Genomic DNA, 26,319 nt, shown 5'->3' on the forward strand with positions numbered 1-26,319 from the left:
TCTTAAGGATTAGAAACCTTACCCTTTAGGGTTGGGGAAAAGGTTTCGAACTAATTATTTTTAATCAACAAATAAGCAGGCTTCACACCAGTAGAATCGATAATCCCAAAATGCGCCTGTTTATTCTTACGCCATGGTAAGGAACCAGCAACATCAGTTGGGATGTCATCAAAATCATATAATGTCCAAAAGAGATAGTTCACGCTGTCTCTTTCTTGAGTTTCAAGAAGTTTACCGTAAAATTCGGCTTGATCATAAACGTTGTTTCCATCTAGTGTCCAGAAACCATCATAACTAGGCAATCCTATTTCTTGTAATACAACAGGTTTTGAAGTTTGACTTTCTAAGGCTTTGTGAGAAGCGCTTAAGTCATCGATATCTTCATAATAATGGTAGGAAATAAAATCAACTTCATTTTCTAAATGCAACGCAGATTTAGTATTGGACCAACCTATAGTTACTGGGTGAGTGGAATCTATTTTCTTAACTGCTTTTATGGTCTGAGATAACCAAGAAAGGACATTTTCTTCTCCACGGTTTTCAAAATCAAGATTAGGTTCGTTTTTAATGTCCCAGGCTAGAATTCCTGGATGATCCTTAACCTCACTTACAATAGCTCTCAGATGTTTATTTGTCAGAGTCCAGTTTTTCAGATCATAATCACCATAGAAATCAAAAAGCGTGATCATCACTTTTAAGTCGGCTTTATGAGCTTGATCGAGTAGCGTTTTTAGTCTTTTCAGTTTTACTCGGTTCACATTTGCTTTTCCAAAATCTTCATAACCTATAAAAACACGTATCGTATTTAAGTTCAAATCTTTTATGATTTTAAAATCATCAGCCAGAAGCGTAGAATCAACAGCTTCATTAAACGTGTCCCAAGGATGCGCTTGCGGATAATAATTAACTCCATTGATCATCTCTATCTCCAGCGGAATCGTTTGATTATAAGTCTCCACTTCATTTATAGCTAGCTTTTCAAAATGACGCACACGCCAGAATCCATCTTCCAGCAGTAGAATAATTCTGTAATCTTCATTAAACTCTCGCTCATTTATAAACTGTTTGTTGTGGTAAATTTTCTCAATTCCTGTAACATTTTTGTCTGTTAAAACAGCGATGGTTCCATCGGCGCTATAAAATTCTAGAGAAATGTTATGACTTAAAGTTGTGGATTTAATTTGGAGTTCTTGAGCTGCATTGTACTCAATTAATGCATTTACTTTTTTTCGAGCACTTTCTGTATAATGATCATAAACTCCATCATTGTTGTTGTTCTCTAAAGCTAGATTTTTAACGTACCATGCGTCTAGATAATCTTGTTCTATTTTTAGCTGATTTGCAGGTTCCAAAGGTCTTCCAGGATTGTCAATGTTTTCCCAGGTTACTTCAGGCAAGTAATAGTCTGTACGAGCAAGATCTAAGTGCAGCATTTTGGAAGTATCTGCACCAGTATTGAGGTATGCGATCACCTGACTGATTCCGTAAATAATTACAGCATTAACCGCTAGAAAAGCAATAATGATAAATGATCGATATAGAAGTTTGTTTTTTTTCACTTCAGCTCTATAAATTTGGTGGTCGTTAATCCTAAAGTTTTGATCTGGATATCATAGGTGTTCGGCTCAATTATTTTTGTGTCAAAGGTGTACGTCGCGATACCGTTATGTGTTTTTAAAATGATTTCGCTGCCATCAATTTTTAATTGTACAGGAATTCCATCTGGAACGAGTTGTCCTAAATAACTGGTTAACGGTCCTATAGTAACTGTTTTATTTTCTGAAAAAGAAAAAGGTATTTTATCAATGATGGATTTAAATGTGATGTTTAATTCTGGACTTTCTACCATTCCATTGATCACTCCTTTTACCGTCCAGGTAGATGGTGCTTGTGGATGTAACGCTTTCGCGAAAGCGTAACCATTAACCGTATTCGCCGTAGTTTGCCAGCTATTGTCATGGTCATCTTTAATGAAAAAAGTAACTAAAGTCCCATCGGTCATAATATTACCATGTGAATCTTTTATTTGATCGGTTTGTAAAATTATAATTTCATTTCCATCAGCATAATTGTGATTGCTGGATTTTGTGATTTTAAAAGGGACAGCGATGTCTGGAAAAATGTCCACGACCAGTTCTTTAGAAGAAATTTGTTGCAACGTACTTCCAGTGATTAATCTACCAGTAGTCAACGGCGCTGGAATGCGCTGCCAGGCAAATCCAGATTGAATTTTCTTTGTAGTAGTAGTAATATCGCCTTTGAACTGCTTGCTCATTTGTACAACTGTTTGATCTGGTAACATGTTATCCAGGCTATCTGCAGGAATGCTCACCAACATGGTGTAATCGCGCTCATTTGAAATAATACTGCGTGGCCCGACGTAGTTCTCTACAGTTTTAAGTTGTTTGATATTAGGTAATAATTTAAAAGAACCTCTTTCTAAGGTTGTTTCTCCCGCAATAAGTTTCCATTCTATAATTCCTGCATGTTGAGAAATAACTTCTGGAATGTGAATAGCTAACTGATCTTGATCCAGCTGAGGTTTTATAACCGTAGTTCCGTAGGTTCCTGATACGACAAACTCTAGTAATTCAAAATCCTTTTTATCAAAGGACTGAAATTTAATTTCAATTCCATTTTTAGTTACCACTTGATCAATAGGTGTAACTATTTTAAAAGCGTCGGCGGCGATGGCTGTTTTTCCTATTTTTTGCTTTTCTGAACAAGAATAGATGATCGCTGTCATCACGATAAGAGCCCAAAACGTTATGTTGCTAACTAACTTTCTCATCGCGGATTCCCTATATAGGCGTTAGTAGTTATCGAGATAAAGGAATAAGGTTTATTGTAGACAGATAGTAAAAACTCCTTCTCACCAGACTTATTTCTATTAGGATGCACTTTATCAGAAATACTTTGATTAGGCAATCCGTTGATAGATACATTATCCAGATGTGATGATAGAACGATAGGTAAATCTAAATCATGAAGAACGATAGAAAACGGTCTTTTGCGTTGTGGGCGCACACTTTCATCTATATAAACTGCCTCAGTCCAGATCAATTCCTTGTTCTCATTATAATAGCTGATGAGTAGTTGTGGTATAGTCGCTGCTTCAATACTAGGGTTAAATAAAAATCCATTTAATTGCGATTCATTAATGTCAATCTGTGAAGGAGCAACGGTTTGATACAAATCTGTAGTAGCGACATTTGCTTTTACTTGCACTTCAAAATTAGAAGGCACTTGGTATAACTTTTCCTCATCATAAGTAATGTCAAATTGAATCAGGAAAGGAGTTGTTTCCTTGGGTAGTAATTTATGTTTCACGATATCTTGTGAATTATATCGCGCTATTTCTTTATTGTCGCGGTCATACAAAGCTCCAGTTACGGCAATATCTGCTGGAATATTATCTACATTTTGAATAGATCCCACAATATAGAAAGTAGAATCGCGCTGTATCATTTTGGCCGTAGTAACTTCTACAACAGGTTGTTTCAACACATCTTCATGAAAGGTTTGTTCTGAAGTGATTTTACGTTTTCCATGATTAAAAAATCGCGTTCCGCTTTCAAACATCAATTGATCTGGTGGGATGTCAGGATCTACTTCTTCGGGAACGATAAACCAATCTCCTTTATTCTTTGTTATAGAAAGTGTATCTGTGGTCTGGATTTCTTTAAGAGGTGTAATCCATTTGATTTTTGCAATGGCTTTTGCGGTGGATTCATTTTGGTCGACAACGGTTACCGCGATACTGTCCATTTTTGCATAAGAGCTCAGTAAACCATCAGTAACAGATACTTCTAGCATGAACTGCGAGATATCTTTTTCACTTGCAGGATAGATGTAAGAATGGGCTCTTTCAAATTCTTTAAAATCTATCGCATCATAATATGCGGCTACTACACTTTCTGGAGTCAATTGTACTGACTTCTCAACGTAAATTCCATACACCATAATACTAGCTAGTACAATCATAACACCTAACCAGAATATGGAGATCCCGTATAACCATCCTTGACCTTTCTGTGTTTCAGGTCCGTTTTCATATATATAGAGACGCTTCTTTTCTTTCTTCCTGTAAGAATAGAACAGCATACTTCCTAAATACAAGAATATAGAAATCACAACTGTAGAAAATGGTATAATTCCCCACATTAATTTTTGAAATAAGGGAACATCATCTTTAGGTAAAATACTTGGTAATGGCGAGATTCCTGCTTTTTCCCAGACGGTAATTCCGTTTTCTAATAAACTCAATCGGTGCCAACCGGTGAAGTAGAGTAGTGGATCATAAAATTTATCATTAGAAAACACATATTTCAAATGAAACTTTTCTGGTACGGTAAGAAATTGTTGCAAAGAACCTAGTCCTTCAATACCGCGGTATTTAGAATTTTCTAGACGTTCTACAGCTCTAGAAGTAAGCTCTGGCAATCTTCTTGCCGAGTGGTAATTACCGTCCACCGTAGTCGCATTAGTCTGTGCAGATAGCCATGCCATTTGATCACCGAATCCCAAAGGCAAATAACGCCATTTATCATGATCGTCTTCATTTAAGAAGTTTACAATGGGTTGCATATTGATCTCGTCTGGCTGGCTAGGTCTGAATTTCCCTAGTGTGATGGTAAATACAGCCATGAAAATAAAGGCAACAGCAAGAAATCCGCCAGTGGATCGATGTACTACAGCGCCCCATTTTCTTTGTAAAATTTCTTTGTAATCGCCATCTGTAAAACGATAACAAAATTCACCAAACAACGGTAACGCCATGATCGATGCCCATAAGGTAAATCGGTCTAAAGTCAGAATGTTAAAAGCATTTTCACCTAGTAACTTGAGCGGTACAGGAGTTGTTCCACCAGTTCCCAAAATAAATAGTAAACTAAAGGAGAAGCCAAAAAACAACAATCGCTTGCTGTAAAATCTATATAAAAAGTAGGGTAAAAACACTAATAAAATTCCCCACGGAATAACAAAAAACACCAGTCCAGAAGAGGTCACTTCTAGAAAATTATCTCTAGAACCGTGCGGGATAGGTACTTGAGTAATAGGGTTGTTTTTGGTATTGATCCAGTAAGGTAGGATACAACCTATAATAAGGATTAATGAACAGGCACCAAATGTGATAATACGTCTCAGTTTGTTCCAGAGTGCTTTCGCGAAAGCGGAAAAAGTAATTTCCTTATTGCTATTTACTTGCTCTCGTGCGGCATCCATGATCACCGTACCTATCAAAGGAAAAATAAAAAATACCATTCCGAAAATAGGAGTGACGTGATGAGAAGTCACCGTGACAGCTAGTAAGGCAAGAGCTTTGCAGAGTGCGATTTTCTTTCCCGTTTTGAGCCATTTATAGATTTCGGGCAAGGCATGCATGAGAATGGAAATACCGATAATACTGGGCAACTGGCCAAAAATATGCAAGGTTTCTACAAAGCAAGAGGAGAAAACCGCCATGATAGCAGCATAACCGGCAACTTTTTCGTTAGGAATTAAAACTTTGGTAAATCGATAGACACCAGTAATAAACAAGACAACGCCTAGTAAAGCAACGGTAAACATCCCAAATTTAAGACCGCCGATTAAAGAAAGCACTCCGATAGTTTGATGTACCAGCGGCGGATATCCCATAACTGTGAATCCAGTATACCAGCTATAACTCCACGGCTCAAACCAGCTGGTAGCATAATGATTTGCAAAAAACAAATGAATCAAGGCATCATAAGTACGCTCTACTGTAAAAAACATTGAGGTACCATGGAATATGATTCCAAGTAGAACAGCCGTGATGAGGTATTTATTTGTTTTTGATGCCTTCATTAAGAATTTGAAATGTACTGAATCTTTAGACGATGTAAAGATAATTCTTTCGATAAATGGTACATCTATCGACGAGTGGTTTCTGTCGATGGTTCTCGTTCATCCATCGAAAAGCGCCGATTTGGGGCGCGTTAGCAAGATATGTTTGCAGTGTAATTGATAACAACTTAAAAATATATCACATGAAAACTGGAATTATAATCCCTTGCTACAATGAAGAGAAACGACTGGATCAAGACGCTTTTGTTTCTTTTATCAAAGAAAATGAAGACTACCATTTATGTTTTGTAAATGATGGAAGTAAGGACCAAACATTAGATGTTCTCCACACTATGAAAGATATGGCACCAGAGTCAATTAGTGTTATAGATGTAAAAAAGAACTCTGGTAAAGCAACGGCAGTTAGAGCAGGAGCACGTTTCTTATACAGTCAGTCGCATATTTCTAACATTGGTTTTATGGATGCAGACCTTTCTACCGATTTTAAAGATTTCAAAGACCTAGTAAAAACCTTAGAAAAAGAGAATAAAATAATGGTATTCGGTTCTAGAAATTCTGGTGGAAGCAGTAAGATAGAACGTGACTTTATGAGGAACGTTCTATCAAAATTCATCAAACAATTCATCTTACTGATTTTGGGAATGTCTATAAGAGACACACAATGTGGCGCAAAAGTATTTACAAGAGATATCGTACCTGTGGTTTACAAAGATGCTTTTTTAAGTAAATGGCTCTTTGATGTAGAGATTTTCTTAAGACTTAAAAGACATTTAGGAGAAAAGAACGTGATGAAAAGAATTACCGAGCAGCCATTAATGAGATGGGTTCATGTAGACGATTCTAAATTAGGAACAAAAGACGCTTTAATTATTCCAGCAAAATTGACACAAATCTGGTTGAGCTACAATGTGATGAGAAAAGCAGATACAATTCATAACATTTACGGAGGTGCTTTTGATTTGAACCCAACATCAACTGAATTTTCTATTGCCGCATAAACTTTTACTAATCATTAAAACATTAGATCATGACTACTTATCCTATAAAATTTGAACCTATTTTACAAGAAAAAATCTGGGGTGGAACTAAATTAAAGTCACTTCTTAATAAAAAATCAACCAGCGATTCCATTGGAGAAAGCTGGGAAATATCAGGAGTAGAAGGTCATATATCTGTAGTGAACAATGGTGCTTATAAAGGTAGTAGCATCACAGACTTGATTAAAGAACACAAACAAGACTTTGTAGGAAGTAAAAATTATAGTCAATTTGGTAATGAGTTTCCGTTGTTGATTAAATACCTCGATGCCAACACAGATCTTTCTGTACAAGTACATCCAGATGATGAAATGGCAAAAGCAGAGCACAATTCGTTTGGTAAAACAGAAATGTGGTACATCATGGATCGAGAAGAAGATGCTACCATTATCAATGGATTTAAAAACGAGAAAGTAACTACCAATTCTTTGAGAGCGATTACAAAAGAAAATGTAGATCAAATCTTAAACAAACAAAAAGTGAATAAAGGAGATGCCTTTTTTATTCCAGCTGGTAAAGTCCATGCGATAGGAGCAGGCGTTCTCGCAGCAGAGATTCAGCAAACATCTGACATTACATACAGAGTTTATGATTGGGATCGAGTAGATACATCAGGAAAAGGAAGAGAGTTGCATTTAGAGCAATCTATTAAAGCAGTAAAAAGAGATGAAGCTGCAGCAAACCCATCAACCGAAAACAGTTCTTGTAGTAATTCAAAAGTTCTAGCCAGTTGTCCTTATTTTACATCCACAGTTATGGATTTAAAACAACCTACATCTGTAGATTATAGTTCTAAAGATTCTTTTGTGATCTATATGTGTGTAGAAGGCTCCTTTGAAATTAAGATCAACGGTAGTATAGAAAAAGTAAGTAAAGGAGAAACGGTTCTTATACCAGCAAATGCCACTCAAGTTTTTCTAGATACTCAAGCCGCTAAAGTAATTGAGGTTTATGTAGGGTAGAAAAACTTATCCATTACAACAAAAACCCCAAAACACCACCCAAAACCATTACTACAATCTTAGCCAGATTAAATTTATGATTTTCACTAGCTTCTAAAATCAAAGTCGTAGAAACATGAAGAACGATTCCTGCGACTATCGCTTTTATAGGTAACATCACCTCTTGAAGAAATTCAATATTTCCAGCAGTAAGACTTCCTAACGGTGACATTGCTGCAAAAAACAAAATGATAAGGATTGTTTTGTAGGTTTTAAACTTACTATTCAGTAAAAACGAAGTCAGTATAAATGCAATAGGAATTTTGTGTACAGCTATTCCATAAAGCATTCCCATTCCATGATTGTGATCGTGCCCGTGACTTTCCTGCAGTGGCATTCCTTCTAAAAACGCGTGCAAACACAAACTTCCAAATAACAAAAACGGAAAAACACTCACGTCTTTATTCACATGCAAATGACCATGCTCTGCACCTTTTGAAAAGAACTCTAGAATAATTTGTAAAAAAACGCCACCCATAAGATAGGCAGCATAAGTACTTTCTCCAGTTCCATAGATCTCTGGTAAAAACTCACTGGCAACCGCGCTCAGTAAAAAAGCACCAGAAAAAGCCAGCAACAATTTCATACGATTTGCAGACTGAGGCTTGATAACTATAGCCGCAACAAACCCTAGAAGAACAGCAAGAAAAGGTAAAAGTAAATTCATATTTTGTTCAAAATCATCTCAGAAAATTTGGCTCAGAGATAATTAATTATGTAGTCATGCAATTTCCAAATTTATCAGAGATCTGCTTTTGCAATCGCAAATTTAGTTAATTTAGGTTTCCCCTTTGGGGAAATGTCCGCTAGGACAATGGGGCTGGCGCAAGAGTAAAAACTCACAGCTCACCAACTCAAAGACTCAGAGACTACTTTTCCTCCTCACGAGCTCTCACTTTATGCAACTTCTTCGTCCCTTTATACATTTCGTATTTCACAAGTTTAGCCTCAATTTTACCATTGTACAATTGGATCTTGCGTGATGGACGCAAACCTACAAATTTTAATGCCTCCAGATTTCCAGTAATCATCCATGCGGTAGAACCGGCATAACGTTGTTTTAACGTATCACCTATAGACTTATAAAATTCTTCCACATCTACAGAAATACGCTCATCATACGGCGGATTGAACATCAAGAATGCACTCGCGCTTTGATGATCTCTAAAGAAATCACCTTTTTCAACCGATATAAAGTCCGTGAGATTGGCGTTTTTTACGTTTTCTATCGCTTTCTCGACGGTATAACCATCAGCATCGCGGGAGATAATTTTACCGTCAAATTCGCGCATTTTTTTCAAACAACTTGCCTGTATATTTTCAAACAGCTCATTATTATAATCGGGCCATTTTTCAAAACCAAATTCTGGTCTATTAATATTAGGAGCAATGTTAGCGCCTATCATGGCTGCTTCTATAGCAATCGTTCCACTACCACACATGGGGTCAATAAAAGTGGAACGCTGGTCCCAGTTGCTCAACAATATAATTCCAGCTGCAAGCACTTCGTTAATAGGAGCGACGTTAGTCTTATCTCTATAACCGCGTTTATATAAAGGTTCTCCACTGGTATCTAGGGAAACATCTACATTTTGATCATTGATATGCACAGAAATTCGTAAATCAGGATGTTTGGTATCTACATCTGGACGCTGTCCCGTTTTATTACGTATTTGATCTACAATCGCATCTTTCGTCTTCAACGCCACATACTGACTATGATTAAAATATTGCGATGCAATCGTACCATGAACCGCAAGAGAATCGTGATGTGTCAAGTGCTTAGACCAGTCGTACTGATAGATACCGTCATACAAGTCAACTTCGGTGCGCGCTCTAAAACTATAAATAGGTTTTAAGATTCTTATCGCAGTTCGCAACATCATATTTGCTTTGTACATAAAGCCTTGGTCGCCAGTAAATTCTACCATGCGTACACCACGTTTTATGTTCATAGCACCTAGTTGTTTGAGCTCTTGTTCAAGGACTTCTTCTAGGCCAAAAAGCGTTTTGGCAATCATCTTAAAATTTTGGGACATCATCATGAGATTTGAACGGCAAAATTACGGTATTTTTGCGGTCTATGAGCAATCAAAACACATCAGATCAGTGGTACGCAAATTGGTTTGACACGCCATACTACCACATTCTCTATCGCGATCGTGATTATAAAGAAGCTGGCGAATTCATGCAGCGACTCACACAGCGGTTAGAATTGGATAGGAACGCTCATATCATGGATTTAGCCTGCGGTCGTGGTCGTCACAGCATGTATTTGAATCAGCTAGGATATCGTGTAACTGGTGTTGATTTGTCAGATAGTAGTATCGCTTTCGCGAAAGCGGAATTACAAAAATCTGCATCGCGAGTATCAAACAATCAAGAAAATGACATTCTAAGTCCTATCGATGCTTCTCGCATTGAGTTCCATGTGCACAACATGACCGTTCCATATGATCAAACTTTTGATGCGGTTTTCAATCTGTTTACCAGTTTTGGGTATTTTGATGATGCAGCAGACAATTTAAAGACCATAAAAGCTATAAAAGCTAATCTAAAGCCTGGAGGCTATGGTGTCATCGATTTTATGAACTCGCATTATGTGATCAAAAATCTGGTAGCTCAAAATTCCAAAACCGAAGAAGGGATTACTTTTCACAATTCTAGACGTTTTGAAGATGGTTTTATTTATAAAGACATCAAATTTAGGGACAACGATCACGATTACCACTTTACAGAACGAGTAAGCGCGCTCACTTTAAAAGATTTTCAAAGCTATTTTAAAGAAGCTGGACTGGATTTACTAGATGTTTATGGTAACTACCATCTCGAGGATTATGATGAAAAAACATCAGATCGTTTGATTATGGTTTTTAGGAATTAAGATAACTGTCATTCTTCTACTGTGTGCGGTTGTTTAAAAGAATTTCATAATATTTTATAGAAGATTTCCATTACCGCATTAACCTTTCCGACCAAAACTCGCTGCCGCTCTCTTTGCCCACCTTTCCTTTTCCAGAAATTTGCTTGAGCAAAATATCAGGGACCTTAAAGGAATTTTTTTAAAAACTCCTCGCCTAAGAATAGGCGAGGACAGATTGGCCTCGTGGCTCCAGCCGCGATGCAATCAGGAGTGGTTTAAGGATGCTTGAAATTTTCTCAAGGAAAAACATATTCCAATTCTTAAGCCTAAAGGCTGAAAATACTGTTTCACCAATTTTTATAATAGATTTAGAGTAGTTTCCAATACCGCATCAACCTTTCCGACCAAAACTCGCTGCGGCTTGCTTTGCTCATCTTTCAGATCCCAGAAATTTGCTTGAGCAAATTATCAGGGATCTGAAAGGAGTTTTTTAAAAACTCCTCGCCTAAGAATAGGCGAGGACAGATTGGCCTCGTGGCTCCAGCCGCGATGCAATCAGGAGTGGTTGAAAGATGTTTGAAATTTTCTCAATAAAAAAAACATATTCCAATTCTTAAGCCTAAAGGGTGGAAATACTGTTTCACTAATTTTTATAATAGATTTAGAATAGTTTGCAACACTGCATCAACCTTTCCGACCAAAGCTTGCTGCCGCTCTCTTTGCTCATTTTTCCTTTCCCAGAAATTTGCTTGAGCAAATTATCAGGGATCTGAAAGGAGTTTTATATATGTTTCCCCTTTAAGGAAATGTCCGCAGGACAATGGGGCCGAGATGCTGGAATAATAAATAAAGTGATTTTGAAATGATTCTAAATCAACTCAGCCATTTGTTTTTGCAATTCAAGAGCTTTTGCTCTTGCAGCGTCAGCAAAATCAGTATCGTTGGATGCGTATATAATACTGCGAGATGAATTAACAAGAAGACCTACTTGATCATTCTTGCCATAGGTAACCACTTCTTCTAGGCTACCGCCTTGAGCGCCTACTCCTGGAACGAGTAAAAATGAATTGGGAACTATCTGACGTATTTCTTTTAAGTATTCTGCTTTTGTAGCACCTACTACATACATTAATCGGTCACTGTTTTTGTATTGTGAAGCTGTTTTCAAGACTTCTTGATATAAGGGTTTTTCATCGACAGTTTTAGTCTGAAAATCAAAAGCACCTTGATTAGAGGTTAAAGCTAGTAAAATGGCAAACTTATCCTCAAATTCAAGAAACGGCTCCACCGAATCTTTCCCCATGTAAGGAGCGATCGTGACACTGTCAAAATTTAAATCTTCAAAAAAAGCTTTTGCATAACGAGTAGAAGTGTTTCCTATATCGCCACGTTTAGCATCGGCTATGGTAAAGTGATCGGGATAATTCTTATTGAGATAATTGATTGTTTTTTCAAGTGCCATCCATCCTTTTACACCATAAGCTTCAAAGAAAGCGGTATTGGGTTTATAAGCTACACAAAGATCATGAGTAGCTTCTATTATTGCTTTCGAGAAAGCGAAAATAGGATCTTCCTCCTGCAACAGATGAGTTGGAATCTTTTCAAGATCAATATCTAGACCTACGCAAAGGAATGATTTTTTGTTTTCTATTTGTTTGCTGAGATGTGATAAAGTCATATCGAGATGTTTTTGATCAGAAAATGAAATTTAGTAAAAGTACTTTTTAAGTCTTAAAAATGGTTTTTCAAATGCATAATAAGAAGTCATACTTAATAGTATGGTACAAATTAATGCTACTATTGAAAATAGATGCCAACTAAAACCTAGTTCAAGCTGGTCTAATAGCTTTAATAATAAATTGACTATAATGATATGAAATAAATAGAGTCCGTAAGTAAAAATACCTAACTTACTTATCCAGTAGTTATCAGGTATTTTAATCTCATTTTTATGACAAAGCGTAAATAGAATTAAGCTGGTAAAGGAGATGCCATATAAAATAGGTGCTACATAATAGAGTGGTGCGTACGATACATTAGGAAGTAAAAAACTGAGCGCTAAAATCGCAACGGCAATTCCATATTTTATAGATATAGGAATAGAAGATAATATATTAATAATCTGTCTTTTTTCTATCCACAAAAAAGCTGGAATAGCACCGAATGCAAAATAGTCTAAGTTAGTTAACAGATCTAAAGTCGGTAATCCTAGGTGCTGGTAAACGATTCTAAAAACAGAAGCGGTAATGATAGATCCCAATATTAAATGCGGTACTTTTTTGATAGGAATGTAATACATGATAATTCCCCAAAGAATATAAAAATGTTCTTCAATACAAAGTGTCCACATCAATCGTAATGGAGATACGTTAGGGAAACTATTTGTCATCATCATTTGATAGTTCTCTAGAAAAAACAATGACATAAGCCAGTTGGGTTCGTAACCTTCATTTGAAAATGGAAGCTGGAAAAACTCTAGAATATAAGGCGTTAAAAAAGCAAAAAGGATCATTCCATAAAACAGAGGCCATATTCTCAAAACTCTGCGCATGAAAAATTTTTGAAGTAAAATTTTTCCTGTTTTAGATTTTTCTTCTAATAGAATGTAAGTGATTAAAAAGCCACTTAATACAAAGAAAAAAATGACACCTACGCCACCACTTTTTGAGAAAAACGAGGCGTAATGTGATGATGGTACTGGAATATGATGTAAAAAAACCAGCAAAAATGAGAAAAACCGCAAGGCATCAAAAGTGTGAAAATGTCTTCTGGTCTTTCCCATAATTGGGGATTCTATTTGATTCTACTTTATGTCAAACTATTTAGTTCATAATTTACAAAAACATGAAAATTATATAACAGGCTTTAATAGTTCTTTTATAATTCGTGACAGATAAAATGGAAATAATATTTATCTATAATAATATAAATTATGTTTTAAAGACCTATATCTAATCCCATTGATAAAACTGCTTTTCTATAACGGACTTGATAAGCAAGAAAGTCTATATAAATTATTTATTAAATTGTACATCCAAAATAAATCCAGCTAAATCGGTGCCATCCCCAATTTGACCACTAAAGTTACCTTGAAATTTTATATCATCATTTATGTTGCTTCCAACATTCAAAATGTGTCTGTTATCAATTGCAGTATTAGTAGATAATAGATTACCGTTGATATCTGTATATTCAATTAATATAAAGTTATTGGGATTGTCAGTCAAGTTACTGGTAATTTTAAGACTTCTATTATTAATGGCATCTGTTAATAATACAGAGTCACCGTTTGATGAGGTCACGTACTGAAAATTGGTAAAGATAACTTGACCATCAGGTGCATTACCTTCTAATTGTCTAAAATTGACACTAGCTAATTCCTCTTGAAAGGTAGAATTATCTGTGGATTCATCATCGCTGTTATCACATGACTGCAATAGGAAAATGCTTAAAAATAGTAGTGAGAATTTTAATAATTTATTCATAGCTGAAGTATTTAAAAATAGTAATTGTGGTTGAAGTCTATATTGCTTTTGTTGTTTTGATACACTTTTATTGTTAGTGGTTTATCTCGATTGATATCATGTGCAATTCTGCGTGTTATAAATCATTATATCCCATCATCATTCATTTGTAACTTCTCTGTATTATCTACTAGTTGAAGTTCGTCTATGATTTTTTGAATATCACCATTAATGATATTATCTAGATCATATAAAGTAAGATTAATTCTATGATCTGTTACACGACCTTGAGAATAGTTATAGGTTCTAATTTTTGCACTACGGTCACCAGAGCTCACCATACTTTTTCGTTTCTCAGAGTCGGCTTCCATCTTTTTTGCAAGCTCCATTTCGTATAAACGAGAACGTAAAACCTTTAAAGCTTTTTCTAAGTTTTTGTGAGAAGACTTTTGATCCTGACAACTTACGATCATTCCCGTAGGCTCGTGGTGTAATTTAATGGCAGAATAGGTAGTGTTCACCGATTGTCCACCAGGACCAGTAGAAGTGGTGCGTTCAATACGTACTTCTGTCATGTCTAGTTCTACGTCAAATTCTTCAGCCTCTGGAAGTACCATTACTGTTGCTGCACTGGTATGCACACGACCTTGAGTTTCGGTTTGAGGAACACGTTGTACACGGTGTACTCCAGCCTCAAACTTGAGAGTTCCGTAAACGTCTTCTCCATTTACTTCAAGGATGATCTCTTTATAACCACCACTTGTACCATGACTCGTATCTACTACCGATGTGCTCCAGCCTTTACTAGAACAGTATTTTTCATACATACGGAATAAATCACCAGCAAAAATACTTGCCTCATCTCCACCAGCACCTGCGCGTATTTCCATTACAGCATTCTTAGCATCTTCAGGATCTTTAGGAACCAGCATCATTCGTATTTCTTCTTCAAGGGCAGGAATAGCTTCTTTAGCTTCGTCTAGCTGCATTTGAGCCATTTCTACCATATCAGCGTCGCTTCCGTCTGCAATAATCTCTTGCGCTTCTTCTAGGTTTGCGGTCAATTCTATGTAAACCTCACGCTTGTCCATAAGCGCTTTAAGGTCTTTATATTCTTTAGTAAGTTGTACGTATCGTTTTTGATCTGAGATAATATCTGGCTGAATGATCAAGTCATTTACCTCGTCAAAACGATTTTTTACAATGTTTAATTTATCTATCATGGTCTTTGTGAACTGCTGCGAAAATACGGAATTTGCTTGTAATTTTTCGGCATAAAACTTGTTGAATCTCTGTCTTACTAAAAACACTTTTACATGAAAAATATTCTTATGGTATCGAGCATTTTAATTTCAATGACTTCTATAGCACAAACCTTTGAAATAGGAGCTGGAGCAGGAAGTGGAGCGTTTTATTTTATTGAAGATATTGATGCTAACGCTGTTGCTGCCTATGATTCTCCGGCATCGCTCTATCTAGATGTTAAATATAATTTTAAGGATCGTATTGATGGTTTGAAACTAAGATTACAAAATACGAGTGTGAACGTGGTTGGAAATGATTATCAAACTCTAGCACCTATAGATGGAACGGTAGAGATGTTTACTACATCTTTGTTATACGAGCGATTGAGAACTGATAAAAAATTTAACGTCGGTTATAATGCAGGTATGGGAATTACTCATCAAGAATTTGTGAGAATTAAAAACATGAATTTACCTCCTAGAGAAGATAAGTTTATGACTCTATCTTTTGACGGTATTTTTACTCTAAGATTGGATCAAAATTTGAGATTGAACCTCAATACAGGATTATTATGGACAGATCCTATGAACACTTTTAGAGGTTCTGATAATTGGCAAACGGCAGGAGAAGATTTGAGTTTTTTAGCACAGATAGGAATCTCCTATAAATTTAATTAAATTGACATTTAAATTAGGTTTAGGTGGAGGCTGCCACTGGTGTACAGAAGCAGTTTTTCAAGCGGTAGAAGGTGTTCTTAAAGTAGAACAAGGTTATATTTCTAGCCTTGAACCATATGATCAAAAAAGTGAGGCTATTATAATTCATTTTAGTGACTTAAAGCTTTTAGAAAAAATCATTGATATTCATTTACAAACGCATGCTTCTACAAAACAGCACAGTCGTAGAAGTGAATACCGCAGTGCGATTTATTATTTTGACCTAGAAATGAAAAGTAGAGTAGAGGCTGTAACGGTCTCGCTTTCGCGAAAGCGGAATCAAAATTACATCACTCTAATATTGCCTTTTGAAACTTTTGAATCATCTAGGGAATCTATTCGGAATTACTACAAAACAAGACCTGATGCTCCTTTTTGTAAACGTTATATTGAGCCGAAGTTAGAAGTTGTGAAACGAATGAATTGATAAAAAACTTAATGTAATCTGTCATGCTGATTTTATTTCAGCATCTACTCATTGGGGACGAAAAAATTATTAATTTTAAGCTAATGGCTTTTAAATCGTTACACCTATACTGGATCTATATCTTAACGAATAAGAAACGCGGTGTTATGTATGTAGGAGTTACTGGCGGAATTGAGGATAGATTGAGAAGACATCATTTAGGAGAAGGGTCGGTTTTTACGAAAAAATACAATGCTAATAAACTCGTCTATTTTGAAGAGTTTCAGTATATAAATGATGCAATTGCAAGGGAAAAGCAATTGAAAAACTGGCATCGAGAATGGAAAATCAACCTGATAGAAGAAGAAAATCCAGATTGGAATGATTTGTCTGAAAATTGGAATACAGATTGAAACCTTTATCAAGCACTGATAAGTTTGCGAGAGAAAATTGTATTATCGTACCTATCTATGAGAAGCTGAACTAAATTCAGCTTGACAGTTAATAGGTTTTAATACTCAAAAACCCCAAACTCACTATCGATAGTAAGCTTTTTAGAATCTGCAGCTTCTACGCGACCTATAATCTTTGCATCTACATTAAATGAATTGGATATATCGATAATGTCTTGTGCAATAGATTCATTTACATAAAGTTCCATACGATGTCCCATATTGAATACTTGGTACATTTCTTTCCAGTCTGTACCAGATTCTTCTTGGATCATTTTGAAAAGTGGTGGCAATTCAAACAAATTATCTTTTATAATATGAAGGTCTTTTACGAAATGTAGAATTTTAGTCTGAGCACCACCAGAACAATGCACCATACCGTGAAGGTCATCTCGGTTGACATCGCTTAATATTTTCTTGATAATAGGTGCGTAAGTACGAGTAGGAGATAGCACTAATTTACCAGCATCCAGCGGACTTCCATCAACAGTATCCGTTAAGTTTTTTGAACCTGAATAAACCAGATCTTCTGGAACGGCAGCGTCATAACTCGCTGGATATTTTTCTTTTAAACTTTTATTGAATACGTCGTGTCTAGCGCTGGTAAGACCGTTGGATCCCATTCCGCCATTGTATTCGGTTTCATAGGTGGCTTGTCCTGAGCTAGAAAGCCCTACAATCACATCGCCAGCTTTAATGTTTGCATTATCTACTACATCACTACGTTTCATACGAGCGGTTACAGTAGAATCTACGATGATAGTTCTTACAAGATCACCAACATCTGCCGTTTCTCCACCAGTGGAAATGAGTTCTACGCCGTGAGATTTAAGATCGGCGATGAGCTCTTCGGTTCCATTGATGATGGCCGAGATTACTTCGCCAGGAATCAAATTTTTGTTTCTACCTATGGTGCTAGAAAGTAGAATATTATCTGTCGCACCTACACAAAGTAGATCGTCTACATTCATAATGAGCGCATCTTGAGCGATCCCTTTCCAAACCGAGATATCTCCAGTTTCTTTCCAATACATATAAGCGAGACTGGATTTAGTCCCAGCGCCATCGGCATGCATGATGAGACAGTGGTCTTCAGATCCTGTAAGAGAATCGGGAACGATTTTACAAAAGGCTTGTGGAAACAATCCTTTATCTACGTTCTTAATCGCATTATGTACGTCTTCTTTGCCAGCGCTCACACCACGCTGTGCATATCTTTTAGAAATGTCTTGGCTCATGTTGCAAAAGTAGTATTTAGTATGTAGTAGTTTCTATGTAGAAGTTAGAATTTAGGAAAAAGTATGAAGAGGTTGTTAAGAAATATAACAGTCATGCTTTCGCGAAATTGGAACCGTTCCAAAAGCTATAAATTAAAAATCTTGATTATTTCTTAACCTTTGTAGCTTTTCGAGCGGCATGTATTTCCTTTACTTTATTCAATCGTTCTGGACTATACCTAAATGCTCTGTTGAATAGGTTTTTTAGTGATAAATCGTTCACATCTTCGGTAACTTGTTCTAGTTGAGCGACACGAGTACGTAAGTTGTTTAATATTTCTAAGCGTTTTGCGTCTTGATTAGAAGTATTTTCTAGGTACTTTTTAACTTGGTATGGTAAATCAAAATTTAGTACTGTTCCTAATTCTTGCGCCTGCGATGCGGTCATTAGCAAATTCCAGCCTAGTCGTTCCCAACTGTAATTAATTTGCATTCCAGCGATGCGAGTAGCTACTTGATCTTTTAATTCTACAGAAAGTACTACGCTCAAGGAGTCGCTATATTTTGTAATGCGTTCTTTTATAAACTTACCGTCCGTGAGTCCTTTTTGAAACACCTCATGAGGTACTTGAATATGAAAATTTTGATCTAAATATTCATAGTCATAAGATAACCAGTCTATGGTTTTTACACTATCTATCTTTTGACGCTCTTGATCGCTTATCAAGCTTTTGGCATTTTCAGGTATTTTTTGAGCAGTGGTAATACAACTTATTAAGATGCAGAGCGTACGTATCGTAAAATTCATAAAGGTTTTTGAAAAAGGTTTGTTATTCAGTATTGTTATCCTTTGGTATTAAATTTAGATTAACACGTTGTGTTCTTGTTTCTAGGGTTTCTAGAAATGCAATAACCGCATCGATTTCTTCTCTAGTAAGTTCTAGCTTTTTAAGTAAAGGTGATGTTGTAGGTATAAGAGAATCTCTACCTTTTCCTAAATATTTCTTTTGAATAGGAGCTGGATTTCCTAAGTTGTAAAATTCTACGACGTCTAATAAAGATGGAAAATGACCATGATGCATCCATGGACCAGTCCTTGAAACTTCTCGTAGAGTAGGAGTTCTAAATTTACCTAGATCTTCTGGATTTCCTGTGACATAATATCTTCCAAAATCTTCATCTTTAGTTCCAAAAAGAGCCTGTCCATCATTATGATATTTATTATCACTGAAGTAAGGTGTATTATGACAGTTGATACATTGGGCTTTTGTCCTGAACAGGTGTAAACCTAATACCTCTTGATCTGTAAAGGCGTCTTTTTTACCAGAAATAAAACGATCGAATTTACTTTTGGGGCTTACGATACTACGTTCAAAAGTGGCAATTGCTTTTTGAATACGTTCTAGAGTTACCTGTTTATCGCCAAATGCTTTTTTAAACAATGGCGCATACCCATCTATGGCGGCGATATTATTTACTGCTATATCCAGATTAGAATTCATCTCTACATTATCAGGTATAGGAAATTGAGCTTGATCTTCTAGGCTACTTGCTCTTCCATCCCAAAACAACTCATGCGCATAACCGCTATTCATAATAGTCATGGCGTTGCGTTTACCAGTTTTACGTAGGTGACCGAAGGATCTGGTGAGATTATCTGTCCAGCCTAATTCTGGATTATGACAAGAGGCGCATGCTATTTGACCGCTTTGAGATAATCTTGGATCAAAGAATAGGGATTTACCTAGAGCCTTTTTAGCTGGAGAATATGGATTTGTTTCTGGATATTTAACTTTAGGCAATACTCCTATATCCTCAAATTGTGAACGCTTTATGGAGGCATCTAACTGTGGATCAGGCCATTTTCTAGCATCATTTTGTGAATATAAATTTCTTAATTCATCTATTTTGATGTAGCCTTTTTCTTGATCTGTTTTACAAGAAATGCAAAAAAACAATGCTACGACAGTAGGTATTATAAGATATGTAGGTATTAATTTCATTGATTTCTAAGTCTGTAATAGAGCGTTTGCTTACATTTTAATGAGGCGTTTTATTTTAGTATGTTCCGCTTTCGCGAAAGCGAAATAACTATTAAATCTATTTTTTTACAAAGCCTGTGGTGTAAAACAGGCATCATTTAATAATGGTGGATCTAAGAAATTACTTGTGTTATAAAAATGGTATCTTACGGTGCGCGTTCCTCCAAAAAGTCGATTATTAGTAGCGTTAAAATCTAATATTATTTCATAAACGCCTGGACTTATTTCGCTAAAAGTTCCATTACCGCTTATATCTATAAATTCACTAATACTACCGTTGCTAGCGCTTGTCCCTATCAAAATAGTTTGTTCTACGACTTGAACAATTCCAGAGCTAGGCGTTATCTCATCTGGAAAAAACTCTAGTGCAGGACTTACATTGAAACCAGGAGAGTTGCTTGCACTGGTAGACTCGTTTGTAAACCAGCGACGCAAGTTAAAGGAGTTTGTAGTGTTAGAATTAGGTGGCTCAAAACCTATTCTAAAAGCATGGTAATACAAATCGTCACTGGTGTCTGTCGTGCCCATATCATCACCTAGTATTGCATTAGGATCTGTTGCTGGTACTTCTACTGGAACAGTAAAAGCATTAAAATCGCGCCACTCACAAATGCCGTCTTCATTAAAATCCATCCAGTTGACTCCATACGTTCTATAAAAAGCATCTGCAGTGTTGTAAAAATTAGAGGCAGTATTGAGGTTTATGTCACGAGGCGTGATAGGTAATCTACTTAAAGAAATGGTGGAAAAACCATTGATGCTATAATTAGGAATTCCTGCAAGTGCAAAACTAGTTTTGTAGAGTAAATCATCATCGGTAAAATCTTGATCTAATGTTACTCTATAAGTAATTTCTCTAGAATTAGTAATAGGTAGTTGAGTTATGGTATAATTAAAATTACTCTGAGTTTCTTGAAGTAGATCGATACCGTCTATTTCACTAGAAAGAAAACCATTTTGAAAACCGACAGTAATATCATAAAAGTCGCCGTTAATACCGCTTACAGGTACTGTATTAGGAGAAGTAATGATGGAGTAATTTAATTCTAAATGGTTAAAATTTATAGTAAGTTGATCTAGAGGCGCCACGTCATTAGGCATTCCTATTTTTATGTTTTCATCACTTACTTCTGTCAATTCTATAAATAGACTAGGGTTAGTACTTGCGTCCCAACGTTCATTTACTTCAACAAACAAAGTGTCTACAAGTTGGGTTCCAGAAAAGGAAAGAGTAGAAGGAGTAATCTCTATATTATTTAGGTTATTCAATTGCACTGAGTAATCCACAGTTATTTCTTCCACAGGTTGAGATGTAAGAGCAACAGGTATTTTAATAGTTGTAGCGTCATTTTTATTGAACTCACTTATTGCCTGGGTAGTAGGTGCTATAGCTGGCGCTTCAATAGGTTGATTGTTACGGTCTAATTGCAAGAAAAATCTAACAAACTGACCGTTATCATTACTATATCCAGTATTATCATCTGTATCGCAACAGGTGAAAGCAGCCATTACAAGTATCAGTAATATTTTATTAGTAACCTTCATTCTGGATCATGTTTTGATTTAACTCAATACTCTCAAATGGTATAGGTAAAATAAAGAAATTAGATGGATAATTTAAATTGCATACGTTTGCTATACAGCCATTATCACGCAATATATCTCTTTTGAATCTTGCGATGTCATAAAGTAAAAAGCCTTCTACTGCTAGTTCTCTACGTCTTTCAAGAAATATTTCTTCTAGTACGTTATTGGTGTTTGTTATAGAGGCTAATCCTGCGCGCATGCGTATATCATTGAGCCATATTAAAGATTGTGAATTACCAGGTGAGAGCCGTTCTTGTGATTCGGCAGCTATTAAGTACATCTCACTCAATCTTACATTAATTCTAGAAGATGCTATTCTTACATCATCTAATAATGTAGATCCATATTTTGTAGTAAAGTAGTAATCTTGAGAAATTAGATTGCCATTAATCAGTGTAGGAATGTTTTGTAAGCTATATAATTGCGACCTAATATCACCTGGCTCAAATAGCTCTATTAAGTCCAGAGATACCACATATTCCTCATAAAGTGTAGGACTAGAATAAGAGTAAAAATCTTGAATAGAAGATGTTGTTCCATTATTATCTGATGCTAGTGGTGTATTGAAAGATAATAGCGTTTCATTAATACGATCTACACTTTGCCACTGTTCAACATAATTTATCGCTGGTGTTAATACAATGCCAGAGGTATTGATAACATTTGAAGATTGATCTAAGGCAGTTTGCCAGTCTTCCATTTGTAAAGCGATTCTGGAATAAATAGCTCGAGTGCTTATTTCATTAAAATACCCTATAGGGTTTCTAGTATCTATAAAAGGAACATCTGTATATAATTGTAAAGCTATATCCAGATCTGTTTTCATAGATTGATAATTTTCTGCCACGGTTGCTCTCGCAGGAAAATCAACTGCTACCTCTATGGGTGTTGTGTTATAAACAATGCCTAGATGACTGCCATTTGAGGTAAAACCGTGGTGTTGTGAGAACTTTAAACTTAATAAGTAATGCGTGTAAGCTCTTGAAGTGAGTAATTCAGCTTGCAGTTGATTGATTCTTTCTGTAGATAAGAAATTGAAGTCATTAATACGTGACAGTAATATATTTATATGATTAATGATGTTGTAATAACTTTCATAAGTGCTCTGGAATTCTGATTCCATCGCCATATCATTAAACTCGTAAGAATTTGTAAAATTATTATCAATATCTACTTCAGGAGTTGCATCTAGGTCCGGTGAGAAAGAAAGGTTGCCGCCTATTAAATCGGGATAAATAAACACACGTTCAGAAGTTACTGTAGCTTCTAGATCTAAATACATGCCACGTAAAGCCTCTTCAACACCTGTCTCTGTAGTAAGTTGCTCATCAACAGAAACAAGTAAACCTGGTTGGACTTCTAAAAAGTCACTACAGCTATTTAAGCTTATTAAAATGGTGATGAAATAAATAATCTTTCTCATGATCAAAAAGTTGTGTTAATTCCTAAAGAAAATGTTCTCATTTCTGGATAGCTGTTCCTTAGTTCTGCGATGCCGTTAGATCCTGTAGACCTATCATTAAAGAACCAGTAATATAAATTACTCCCATTAACATTTACTGTACAGGTTTTGAGAGGTATTTTCCAGCCTTCGGTATTAAAATTATAACTTAAAGTAACTGCCTTAAGTTGCACATTTGATCCATCATAAACATACCTAGAAGAGTTGCTTACAGAAGGATTAATTGCTACAACAGGAAGAGCAGCAACATCTCCAACTTCACGCCATGCATTGTTAAATATATCTACACTGTTATTTCTATTAGATATTTGATTATAATTATCAATTAATTCCCTTCCTATGAGTATGTCGTTACCTATACTATAACTTGTAATAATGGAAAGATTAATTTTTTTGTATTTAAAATTATTGCGCATACCACCATAAACGTCAGGCTGGCTATCTCCTATAATCTCCCAATCTGCTGAAGTGAAATTCTCATTCACAAATTGCGCATCATGCACCTGACCATCTACTATAAATAATTCTCTACCAGTAGCAGGGTCAATGCCTAATGAATTAAAACCCCAAAAAGCGCTGGTTGAAGTTCCTACACGCTGTGCTCGTGCTTGTTGTTCTGTACTTTGATTAGATCCTGTTCCTTCAAGATCTAATACCTCATTATTTAAAGTAGCTAGATTAAAGGACGTACTCCATGAAAAAGATTCTGTATTTAACCAATTTGCGTTAAGTGTTAATTCAACTCCTTGATTAAGCATGCGTGCACCGTTAATTTGTATATTAGAATAACCAGATTCTGGTATGGCATCTCTTTGCACGATCATGTCGCTTATATCGTCTTTAAAGTACTCAACAACTGCACTGTATTTTTTCAAAAAATTAAAATCAACACCTACGTTAAACTTAAAGTTGCGTTCCCAACCTAAGTTAGAATTGGGCGCCGATTCTTCTGGTTGGACGTATCTTAACCTATCAGATCCGTCAAATAGGATTTCATAAATACCTAAAGACCTGAAAGATCCTATTCTTGAATTTCCTGTAAAACCGCCACTTACTCTTAACCTTAAAAAATCTACAAACGTGCTAGATGATAGCATATCTTCTTTAGTTAATACCCAACTAGCACCTAAGCCACCGTTATAAGCAGTATCATTATCTTCTCCAAAAGCTGAACTCTGATCTATTCTAAAATTTGCAAGCAAGAAATATTTTTTATCAAAATCATAATTGAACTGACTAAAAAAGGAGCGATTATAACTTTCTAGAATATCTTCATCAAAATCACTGATTTCTGCCTCACTTATAGGCCTAGGTCTATCAAATACAGCAAAACCACGACCTCTTGAAAATGAGAAGTCTGCTTTTTGCCCTCTGGTTTCCAGACCTGCAATAGCTTCAATATTGTGTTTCTCATTAAACGTATTTTTATAGTTTACATTAAAGTTCCAGTTCCAGTTGCGAGTATCCCTATCTCTTAAATTGCGACGCCCTATATTGCCATTACTATCTATACCTGAGCCATTTAATCCATTAAAAAACTGTTCTTGATCTTTATTAGAAAAATCAAGTCCTACAAGTGTTCTTACACTCCATAGATCATTAAATTCATAACTTAATTGCGCACTTGATAGTAAAGCTGTGGTAGTTGCTTCAGATATATTTTGTTCTATTGCTGCGATAGGATTACCAAAAAAATCTACTTGTGTAAAATTTCCACTCATATCTCTTACAGGAATAGTAGGGTCTAGGGCAAAATTAAATAAGGTATTAGGGTTGTTTTTGGTAATTAAAGAAGGAGCAACTTTTAATGCAGCTTTGAATTTTTTACCTTCATAGTTGATACCAAAAGATGCATTTATCTGATCAAAACTATTACCTACTTGTGATTCTTGACGATTTTGGTAGGTGACGCTTCCGCGAAAGCGAAAATCACCAACTCCACCATTAGCTCCAGCCGTATATCTTTGATAACTTCCTGTTTGATTTAATAATTCAAACCAGTCTGTATTTACACCATTCCAAGGAGTTACTAAATTAAAATCGCCGTTATTAAAATTGAATAGGTTGCGTACCTCATTGTACTGCTCACCGTTCATGTATTGTATTCTATTAAAAGCGGTACTCACACCTGCCTGTACACTGGCGTTATAAGCAATTTTACCACTCTTTCCATTTGCAGTGGTAATTATAATAACGCCGTTTGCGGCATCTGCGCCGTAAAGTCCTACCGCAGCGGCATCTCTTAAAATCTCTATACTTTCTATATCCTGAATACCTACTCTTGCTAATGGATTCAAAAAGTTTTCATCAAAGCGACCATTTCCATCAAAAAAGCTACTGCCGTCTATTCCTAATTCTTCACTTAAAAAAATACCATCTACTATGATTAATGGTTGCGTAGATGTTCCTATACGGGAGCTATTAAGAGGTGTTAAACTTCCCTGACCACGTATATTGATATTAACCGGTTCTCCTAAATTAGGATTAGTTTCTATGAATACCCCTGCGACTTGACCTTGCAGAAGCTCGTCTATACTTGTAGCAGGTTGTTCCAGTCCTAATTCCTTAGGTTTAATAGACGCTATACTTCCTACTACTTCTTCTCTTCTTTTTTGAGTTCCATAAGAAGAGGTAATAACTACCTCACCTAAAGATTCTATTTCTTCCTCTAATTCAATAATGAAGACAGACTTATCTCCCACAACAATTTCTTGAGATTTGTATCCCAAATAAGATATTAATAAAACGGCATTATTAATATCATTTGATTTTATAGTGTAATTAAAAGTACCGTCCATAGAGGTTACTGCACCTTTTTTAGTTCCTTTAATAAAAATAGTAGCACCTAGAATCTCTTCTTTATTAGCTGCATCTACTACCTTTCCAGAAATGTTACGACTACTCTGAGCTGATAAAGAACAGCTTATCAAAAGCATGTATAGTAAAAGTAATTTTTTCATAAAGTCACAATGTAAAGATACTAATTAAAAAGAGCCGC

The 26,319-nt window shown here is 35.8% G+C and carries 21 protein-coding genes; 6 read left to right on the forward strand and 15 right to left on the reverse strand.

Going from position 1 to position 26,319, the window contains the following annotated elements; translation table 11 throughout:
• Positions 1 to 50: 50 nt before the first annotated feature.
• Genes DDD_RS13050 through DDD_RS13060 form a run of 3 tightly spaced genes read right to left on the reverse strand, consistent with a single transcriptional unit; the run spans position 51 to position 5,829 of the window.
• Positions 51 to 1,559, reverse strand: coding sequence for a glycoside hydrolase family 2 TIM barrel-domain containing protein (locus tag DDD_RS13050; RefSeq protein WP_015363376.1), 1,509 nt, complete (start codon positions 1,557 to 1,559; stop codon positions 51 to 53).
• Positions 1,556 to 2,791: a hypothetical protein gene (locus DDD_RS13055; protein ID WP_146250824.1), complete on the reverse strand. Its 1,236-nt coding sequence runs from the start codon at positions 2,789 to 2,791 to the stop codon at positions 1,556 to 1,558. Before DDD_RS13055 ends, DDD_RS13050 begins: the two co-directional genes overlap by 4 nt.
• Positions 2,788 to 5,829: an integral membrane protein gene (locus DDD_RS13060; RefSeq protein WP_015363378.1), complete on the reverse strand. Its 3,042-nt coding sequence runs from the start codon at positions 5,827 to 5,829 to the stop codon at positions 2,788 to 2,790. The genes DDD_RS13055 and DDD_RS13060 overlap by 4 nt, the downstream gene beginning before the upstream one ends.
• A 182-nt stretch (positions 5,830 to 6,011) precedes the next feature.
• On the opposite strand from DDD_RS13060, the gene DDD_RS13065 reads away from it, so the two are divergent.
• Both DDD_RS13065 and DDD_RS13070 read left to right on the forward strand, forming a co-directional pair.
• Positions 6,012 to 6,827, forward strand: coding sequence for a dolichyl-phosphate beta-glucosyltransferase (locus tag DDD_RS13065; RefSeq protein ID WP_015363379.1), 816 nt, complete (start codon positions 6,012 to 6,014; stop codon positions 6,825 to 6,827).
• 29 nt (positions 6,828 to 6,856) lie between these two features.
• On the forward strand, positions 6,857 to 7,828 hold the full coding sequence (locus DDD_RS13070; RefSeq protein WP_015363380.1) for a type I phosphomannose isomerase catalytic subunit: 972 nt from the start codon (positions 6,857 to 6,859) through the stop codon (positions 7,826 to 7,828).
• A gap of 13 nt (positions 7,829 to 7,841) precedes the next feature.
• Here the strand turns inward: DDD_RS13070 and DDD_RS13075 are convergent, their stop codons facing one another.
• The gene (locus DDD_RS13075) at positions 7,842 to 8,534 is read right to left on the reverse strand and encodes a ZIP family metal transporter (RefSeq protein ID WP_015363381.1); all 693 of its coding nucleotides are present in this window, start codon (positions 8,532 to 8,534) and stop codon (positions 7,842 to 7,844) included.
• A gap of 202 nt (positions 8,535 to 8,736) precedes the next feature.
• Positions 8,737 to 9,906, reverse strand: coding sequence for a THUMP domain-containing class I SAM-dependent RNA methyltransferase (locus DDD_RS13080; protein WP_041567163.1), 1,170 nt, complete (start codon positions 9,904 to 9,906; stop codon positions 8,737 to 8,739).
• A gap of 44 nt (positions 9,907 to 9,950) precedes the next feature.
• On the opposite strand from DDD_RS13080, the gene DDD_RS13085 reads away from it, so the two are divergent.
• On the forward strand, positions 9,951 to 10,751 hold the full coding sequence (locus tag DDD_RS13085; protein WP_041567164.1) for a class I SAM-dependent DNA methyltransferase: 801 nt from the start codon (positions 9,951 to 9,953) through the stop codon (positions 10,749 to 10,751).
• A gap of 847 nt (positions 10,752 to 11,598) precedes the next feature.
• Here DDD_RS13085 and pyrF read toward each other — a convergent pair.
• From pyrF to prfA, 4 genes are all read right to left on the reverse strand, one after another.
• Positions 11,599 to 12,408: an orotidine-5'-phosphate decarboxylase gene (pyrF, locus tag DDD_RS13090; RefSeq protein WP_015363384.1), complete on the reverse strand. Its 810-nt coding sequence runs from the start codon at positions 12,406 to 12,408 to the stop codon at positions 11,599 to 11,601.
• A gap of 30 nt (positions 12,409 to 12,438) precedes the next feature.
• A complete protein-coding gene (locus DDD_RS13095) occupies positions 12,439 to 13,512 on the reverse strand; it encodes an acyltransferase family protein (RefSeq protein WP_015363385.1) in 1,074 nt (357 codons plus the stop codon).
• Between the two features lie 232 nt (positions 13,513 to 13,744).
• On the reverse strand, positions 13,745 to 14,215 hold the full coding sequence (locus DDD_RS13100) for a hypothetical protein (protein WP_015363386.1): 471 nt from the start codon (positions 14,213 to 14,215) through the stop codon (positions 13,745 to 13,747).
• A gap of 125 nt (positions 14,216 to 14,340) precedes the next feature.
• The gene (gene prfA, locus DDD_RS13105; RefSeq protein WP_015363387.1) at positions 14,341 to 15,417 is read right to left on the reverse strand and encodes a peptide chain release factor 1; all 1,077 of its coding nucleotides are present in this window, start codon (positions 15,415 to 15,417) and stop codon (positions 14,341 to 14,343) included.
• Positions 15,418 to 15,510: 93 nt separating this feature from the next.
• Between prfA and DDD_RS13110 the strand changes: the two genes are divergently transcribed.
• The 3 genes from DDD_RS13110 (at position 15,511) to DDD_RS13120 (ending at position 16,974) form a co-directional block, all read left to right on the forward strand.
• Positions 15,511 to 16,116 carry a hypothetical protein gene (locus tag DDD_RS13110; protein WP_015363388.1) on the forward strand — a complete coding sequence of 202 codons (606 nt, stop codon included), beginning with the start codon at positions 15,511 to 15,513 and terminating at the stop codon, positions 16,114 to 16,116.
• A 1-nt stretch (position 16,117) separates the two neighbouring features.
• Entirely contained in the window at positions 16,118 to 16,582 is a 465-nt protein-coding gene (locus DDD_RS13115; protein ID WP_015363389.1) for a peptide-methionine (S)-S-oxide reductase, read from the forward strand.
• Between the two features lie 83 nt (positions 16,583 to 16,665).
• Entirely contained in the window at positions 16,666 to 16,974 is a 309-nt protein-coding gene (locus tag DDD_RS13120; protein ID WP_041567458.1) for a GIY-YIG nuclease family protein, read from the forward strand.
• A 98-nt stretch (positions 16,975 to 17,072) separates the two neighbouring features.
• Here the strand turns inward: DDD_RS13120 and DDD_RS13125 are convergent, their stop codons facing one another.
• The 6 genes from DDD_RS13125 to DDD_RS13150 all read right to left on the reverse strand — a co-directional run bounded on the left by DDD_RS13125 (position 17,073) and on the right by DDD_RS13150 (position 26,281).
• Positions 17,073 to 18,251, reverse strand: coding sequence for an AIR synthase related protein (locus tag DDD_RS13125; RefSeq protein WP_015363391.1), 1,179 nt, complete (start codon positions 18,249 to 18,251; stop codon positions 17,073 to 17,075).
• 145 nt (positions 18,252 to 18,396) lie between these two features.
• Positions 18,397 to 19,038, reverse strand: a complete 642-nt coding sequence (locus DDD_RS13130) for a hypothetical protein (RefSeq protein ID WP_015363392.1) — start codon at positions 19,036 to 19,038, stop codon at positions 18,397 to 18,399.
• Between the two features lie 22 nt (positions 19,039 to 19,060).
• Positions 19,061 to 20,233 (reverse strand): cytochrome-c peroxidase, encoded by a 1,173-nt coding sequence (locus tag DDD_RS13135; RefSeq protein WP_015363393.1) that lies wholly within the window; start codon positions 20,231 to 20,233, stop codon positions 19,061 to 19,063.
• A gap of 105 nt (positions 20,234 to 20,338) precedes the next feature.
• Positions 20,339 to 21,817: a hypothetical protein gene (locus DDD_RS13140; protein WP_015363394.1), complete on the reverse strand. Its 1,479-nt coding sequence runs from the start codon at positions 21,815 to 21,817 to the stop codon at positions 20,339 to 20,341.
• Complete coding sequence (locus tag DDD_RS13145; RefSeq protein ID WP_015363395.1) at positions 21,804 to 23,282, reverse strand: RagB/SusD family nutrient uptake outer membrane protein; 1,479 nt, start codon at positions 23,280 to 23,282, stop codon at positions 21,804 to 21,806. The genes DDD_RS13140 and DDD_RS13145 overlap by 14 nt, the downstream gene beginning before the upstream one ends.
• A gap of 2 nt (positions 23,283 to 23,284) precedes the next feature.
• Positions 23,285 to 26,281, reverse strand: coding sequence for a SusC/RagA family TonB-linked outer membrane protein (locus tag DDD_RS13150; RefSeq protein ID WP_111474791.1), 2,997 nt, complete (start codon positions 26,279 to 26,281; stop codon positions 23,285 to 23,287).
• Positions 26,282 to 26,319 lie beyond the last annotated feature (38 nt).

This window comes from Nonlabens dokdonensis DSW-6 (assembly GCF_000332115.1).
In the GTDB taxonomy this organism is placed as follows: domain Bacteria; phylum Bacteroidota; class Bacteroidia; order Flavobacteriales; family Flavobacteriaceae; genus Nonlabens; species Nonlabens dokdonensis.

Excerpts from the sequence above, each read along its gene's own strand:
- DDD_RS13070 (WP_015363380.1), top strand. The coding sequence starts at position 6,857 with ATGACTACTTATCCTATAAAATTTGAACCTATTTTACAAGAAAAAATC.
- DDD_RS13085 (WP_041567164.1), top strand. The coding sequence starts at position 9,951 with ATGAGCAATCAAAACACATCAGATCAGTGGTACGCAAATTGGTTTGAC.
- DDD_RS13130 (WP_015363392.1), bottom strand. The coding sequence starts at position 19,038 with ATGAATTTTACGATACGTACGCTCTGCATCTTAATAAGTTGTATTACC.
- DDD_RS13055 (WP_146250824.1), bottom strand. The coding sequence starts at position 2,791 with ATGAGAAAGTTAGTTAGCAACATAACGTTTTGGGCTCTTATCGTGATG.
- DDD_RS13110 (WP_015363388.1), top strand. The coding sequence starts at position 15,511 with ATGAAAAATATTCTTATGGTATCGAGCATTTTAATTTCAATGACTTCT.
- pyrF (WP_015363384.1), bottom strand. The coding sequence starts at position 12,408 with ATGACTTTATCACATCTCAGCAAACAAATAGAAAACAAAAAATCATTC.
- DDD_RS13075 (WP_015363381.1), bottom strand. The coding sequence starts at position 8,534 with ATGAATTTACTTTTACCTTTTCTTGCTGTTCTTCTAGGGTTTGTTGCG.
- DDD_RS13125 (WP_015363391.1), bottom strand. The coding sequence starts at position 18,251 with ATGAGCCAAGACATTTCTAAAAGATATGCACAGCGTGGTGTGAGCGCT.
- prfA (WP_015363387.1), bottom strand. The coding sequence starts at position 15,417 with ATGATAGATAAATTAAACATTGTAAAAAATCGTTTTGACGAGGTAAAT.
- DDD_RS13150 (WP_111474791.1), bottom strand. The coding sequence starts at position 26,281 with ATGAAAAAATTACTTTTACTATACATGCTTTTGATAAGCTGTTCTTTA.
- DDD_RS13140 (WP_015363394.1), bottom strand. The coding sequence starts at position 21,817 with ATGAAGGTTACTAATAAAATATTACTGATACTTGTAATGGCTGCTTTC.
- DDD_RS13145 (WP_015363395.1), bottom strand. The coding sequence starts at position 23,282 with ATGAGAAAGATTATTTATTTCATCACCATTTTAATAAGCTTAAATAGC.
- DDD_RS13080 (WP_041567163.1), bottom strand. The coding sequence starts at position 9,906 with ATGTCCCAAAATTTTAAGATGATTGCCAAAACGCTTTTTGGCCTAGAA.
- DDD_RS13100 (WP_015363386.1), bottom strand. The coding sequence starts at position 14,215 with ATGAATAAATTATTAAAATTCTCACTACTATTTTTAAGCATTTTCCTA.
- DDD_RS13065 (WP_015363379.1), top strand. The coding sequence starts at position 6,012 with ATGAAAACTGGAATTATAATCCCTTGCTACAATGAAGAGAAACGACTG.
- DDD_RS13135 (WP_015363393.1), bottom strand. The coding sequence starts at position 20,233 with ATGAAATTAATACCTACATATCTTATAATACCTACTGTCGTAGCATTG.
- DDD_RS13060 (WP_015363378.1), bottom strand. The coding sequence starts at position 5,829 with ATGAAGGCATCAAAAACAAATAAATACCTCATCACGGCTGTTCTACTT.
- DDD_RS13120 (WP_041567458.1), top strand. The coding sequence starts at position 16,666 with ATGGCTTTTAAATCGTTACACCTATACTGGATCTATATCTTAACGAAT.
- DDD_RS13095 (WP_015363385.1), bottom strand. The coding sequence starts at position 13,512 with ATGGGAAAGACCAGAAGACATTTTCACACTTTTGATGCCTTGCGGTTT.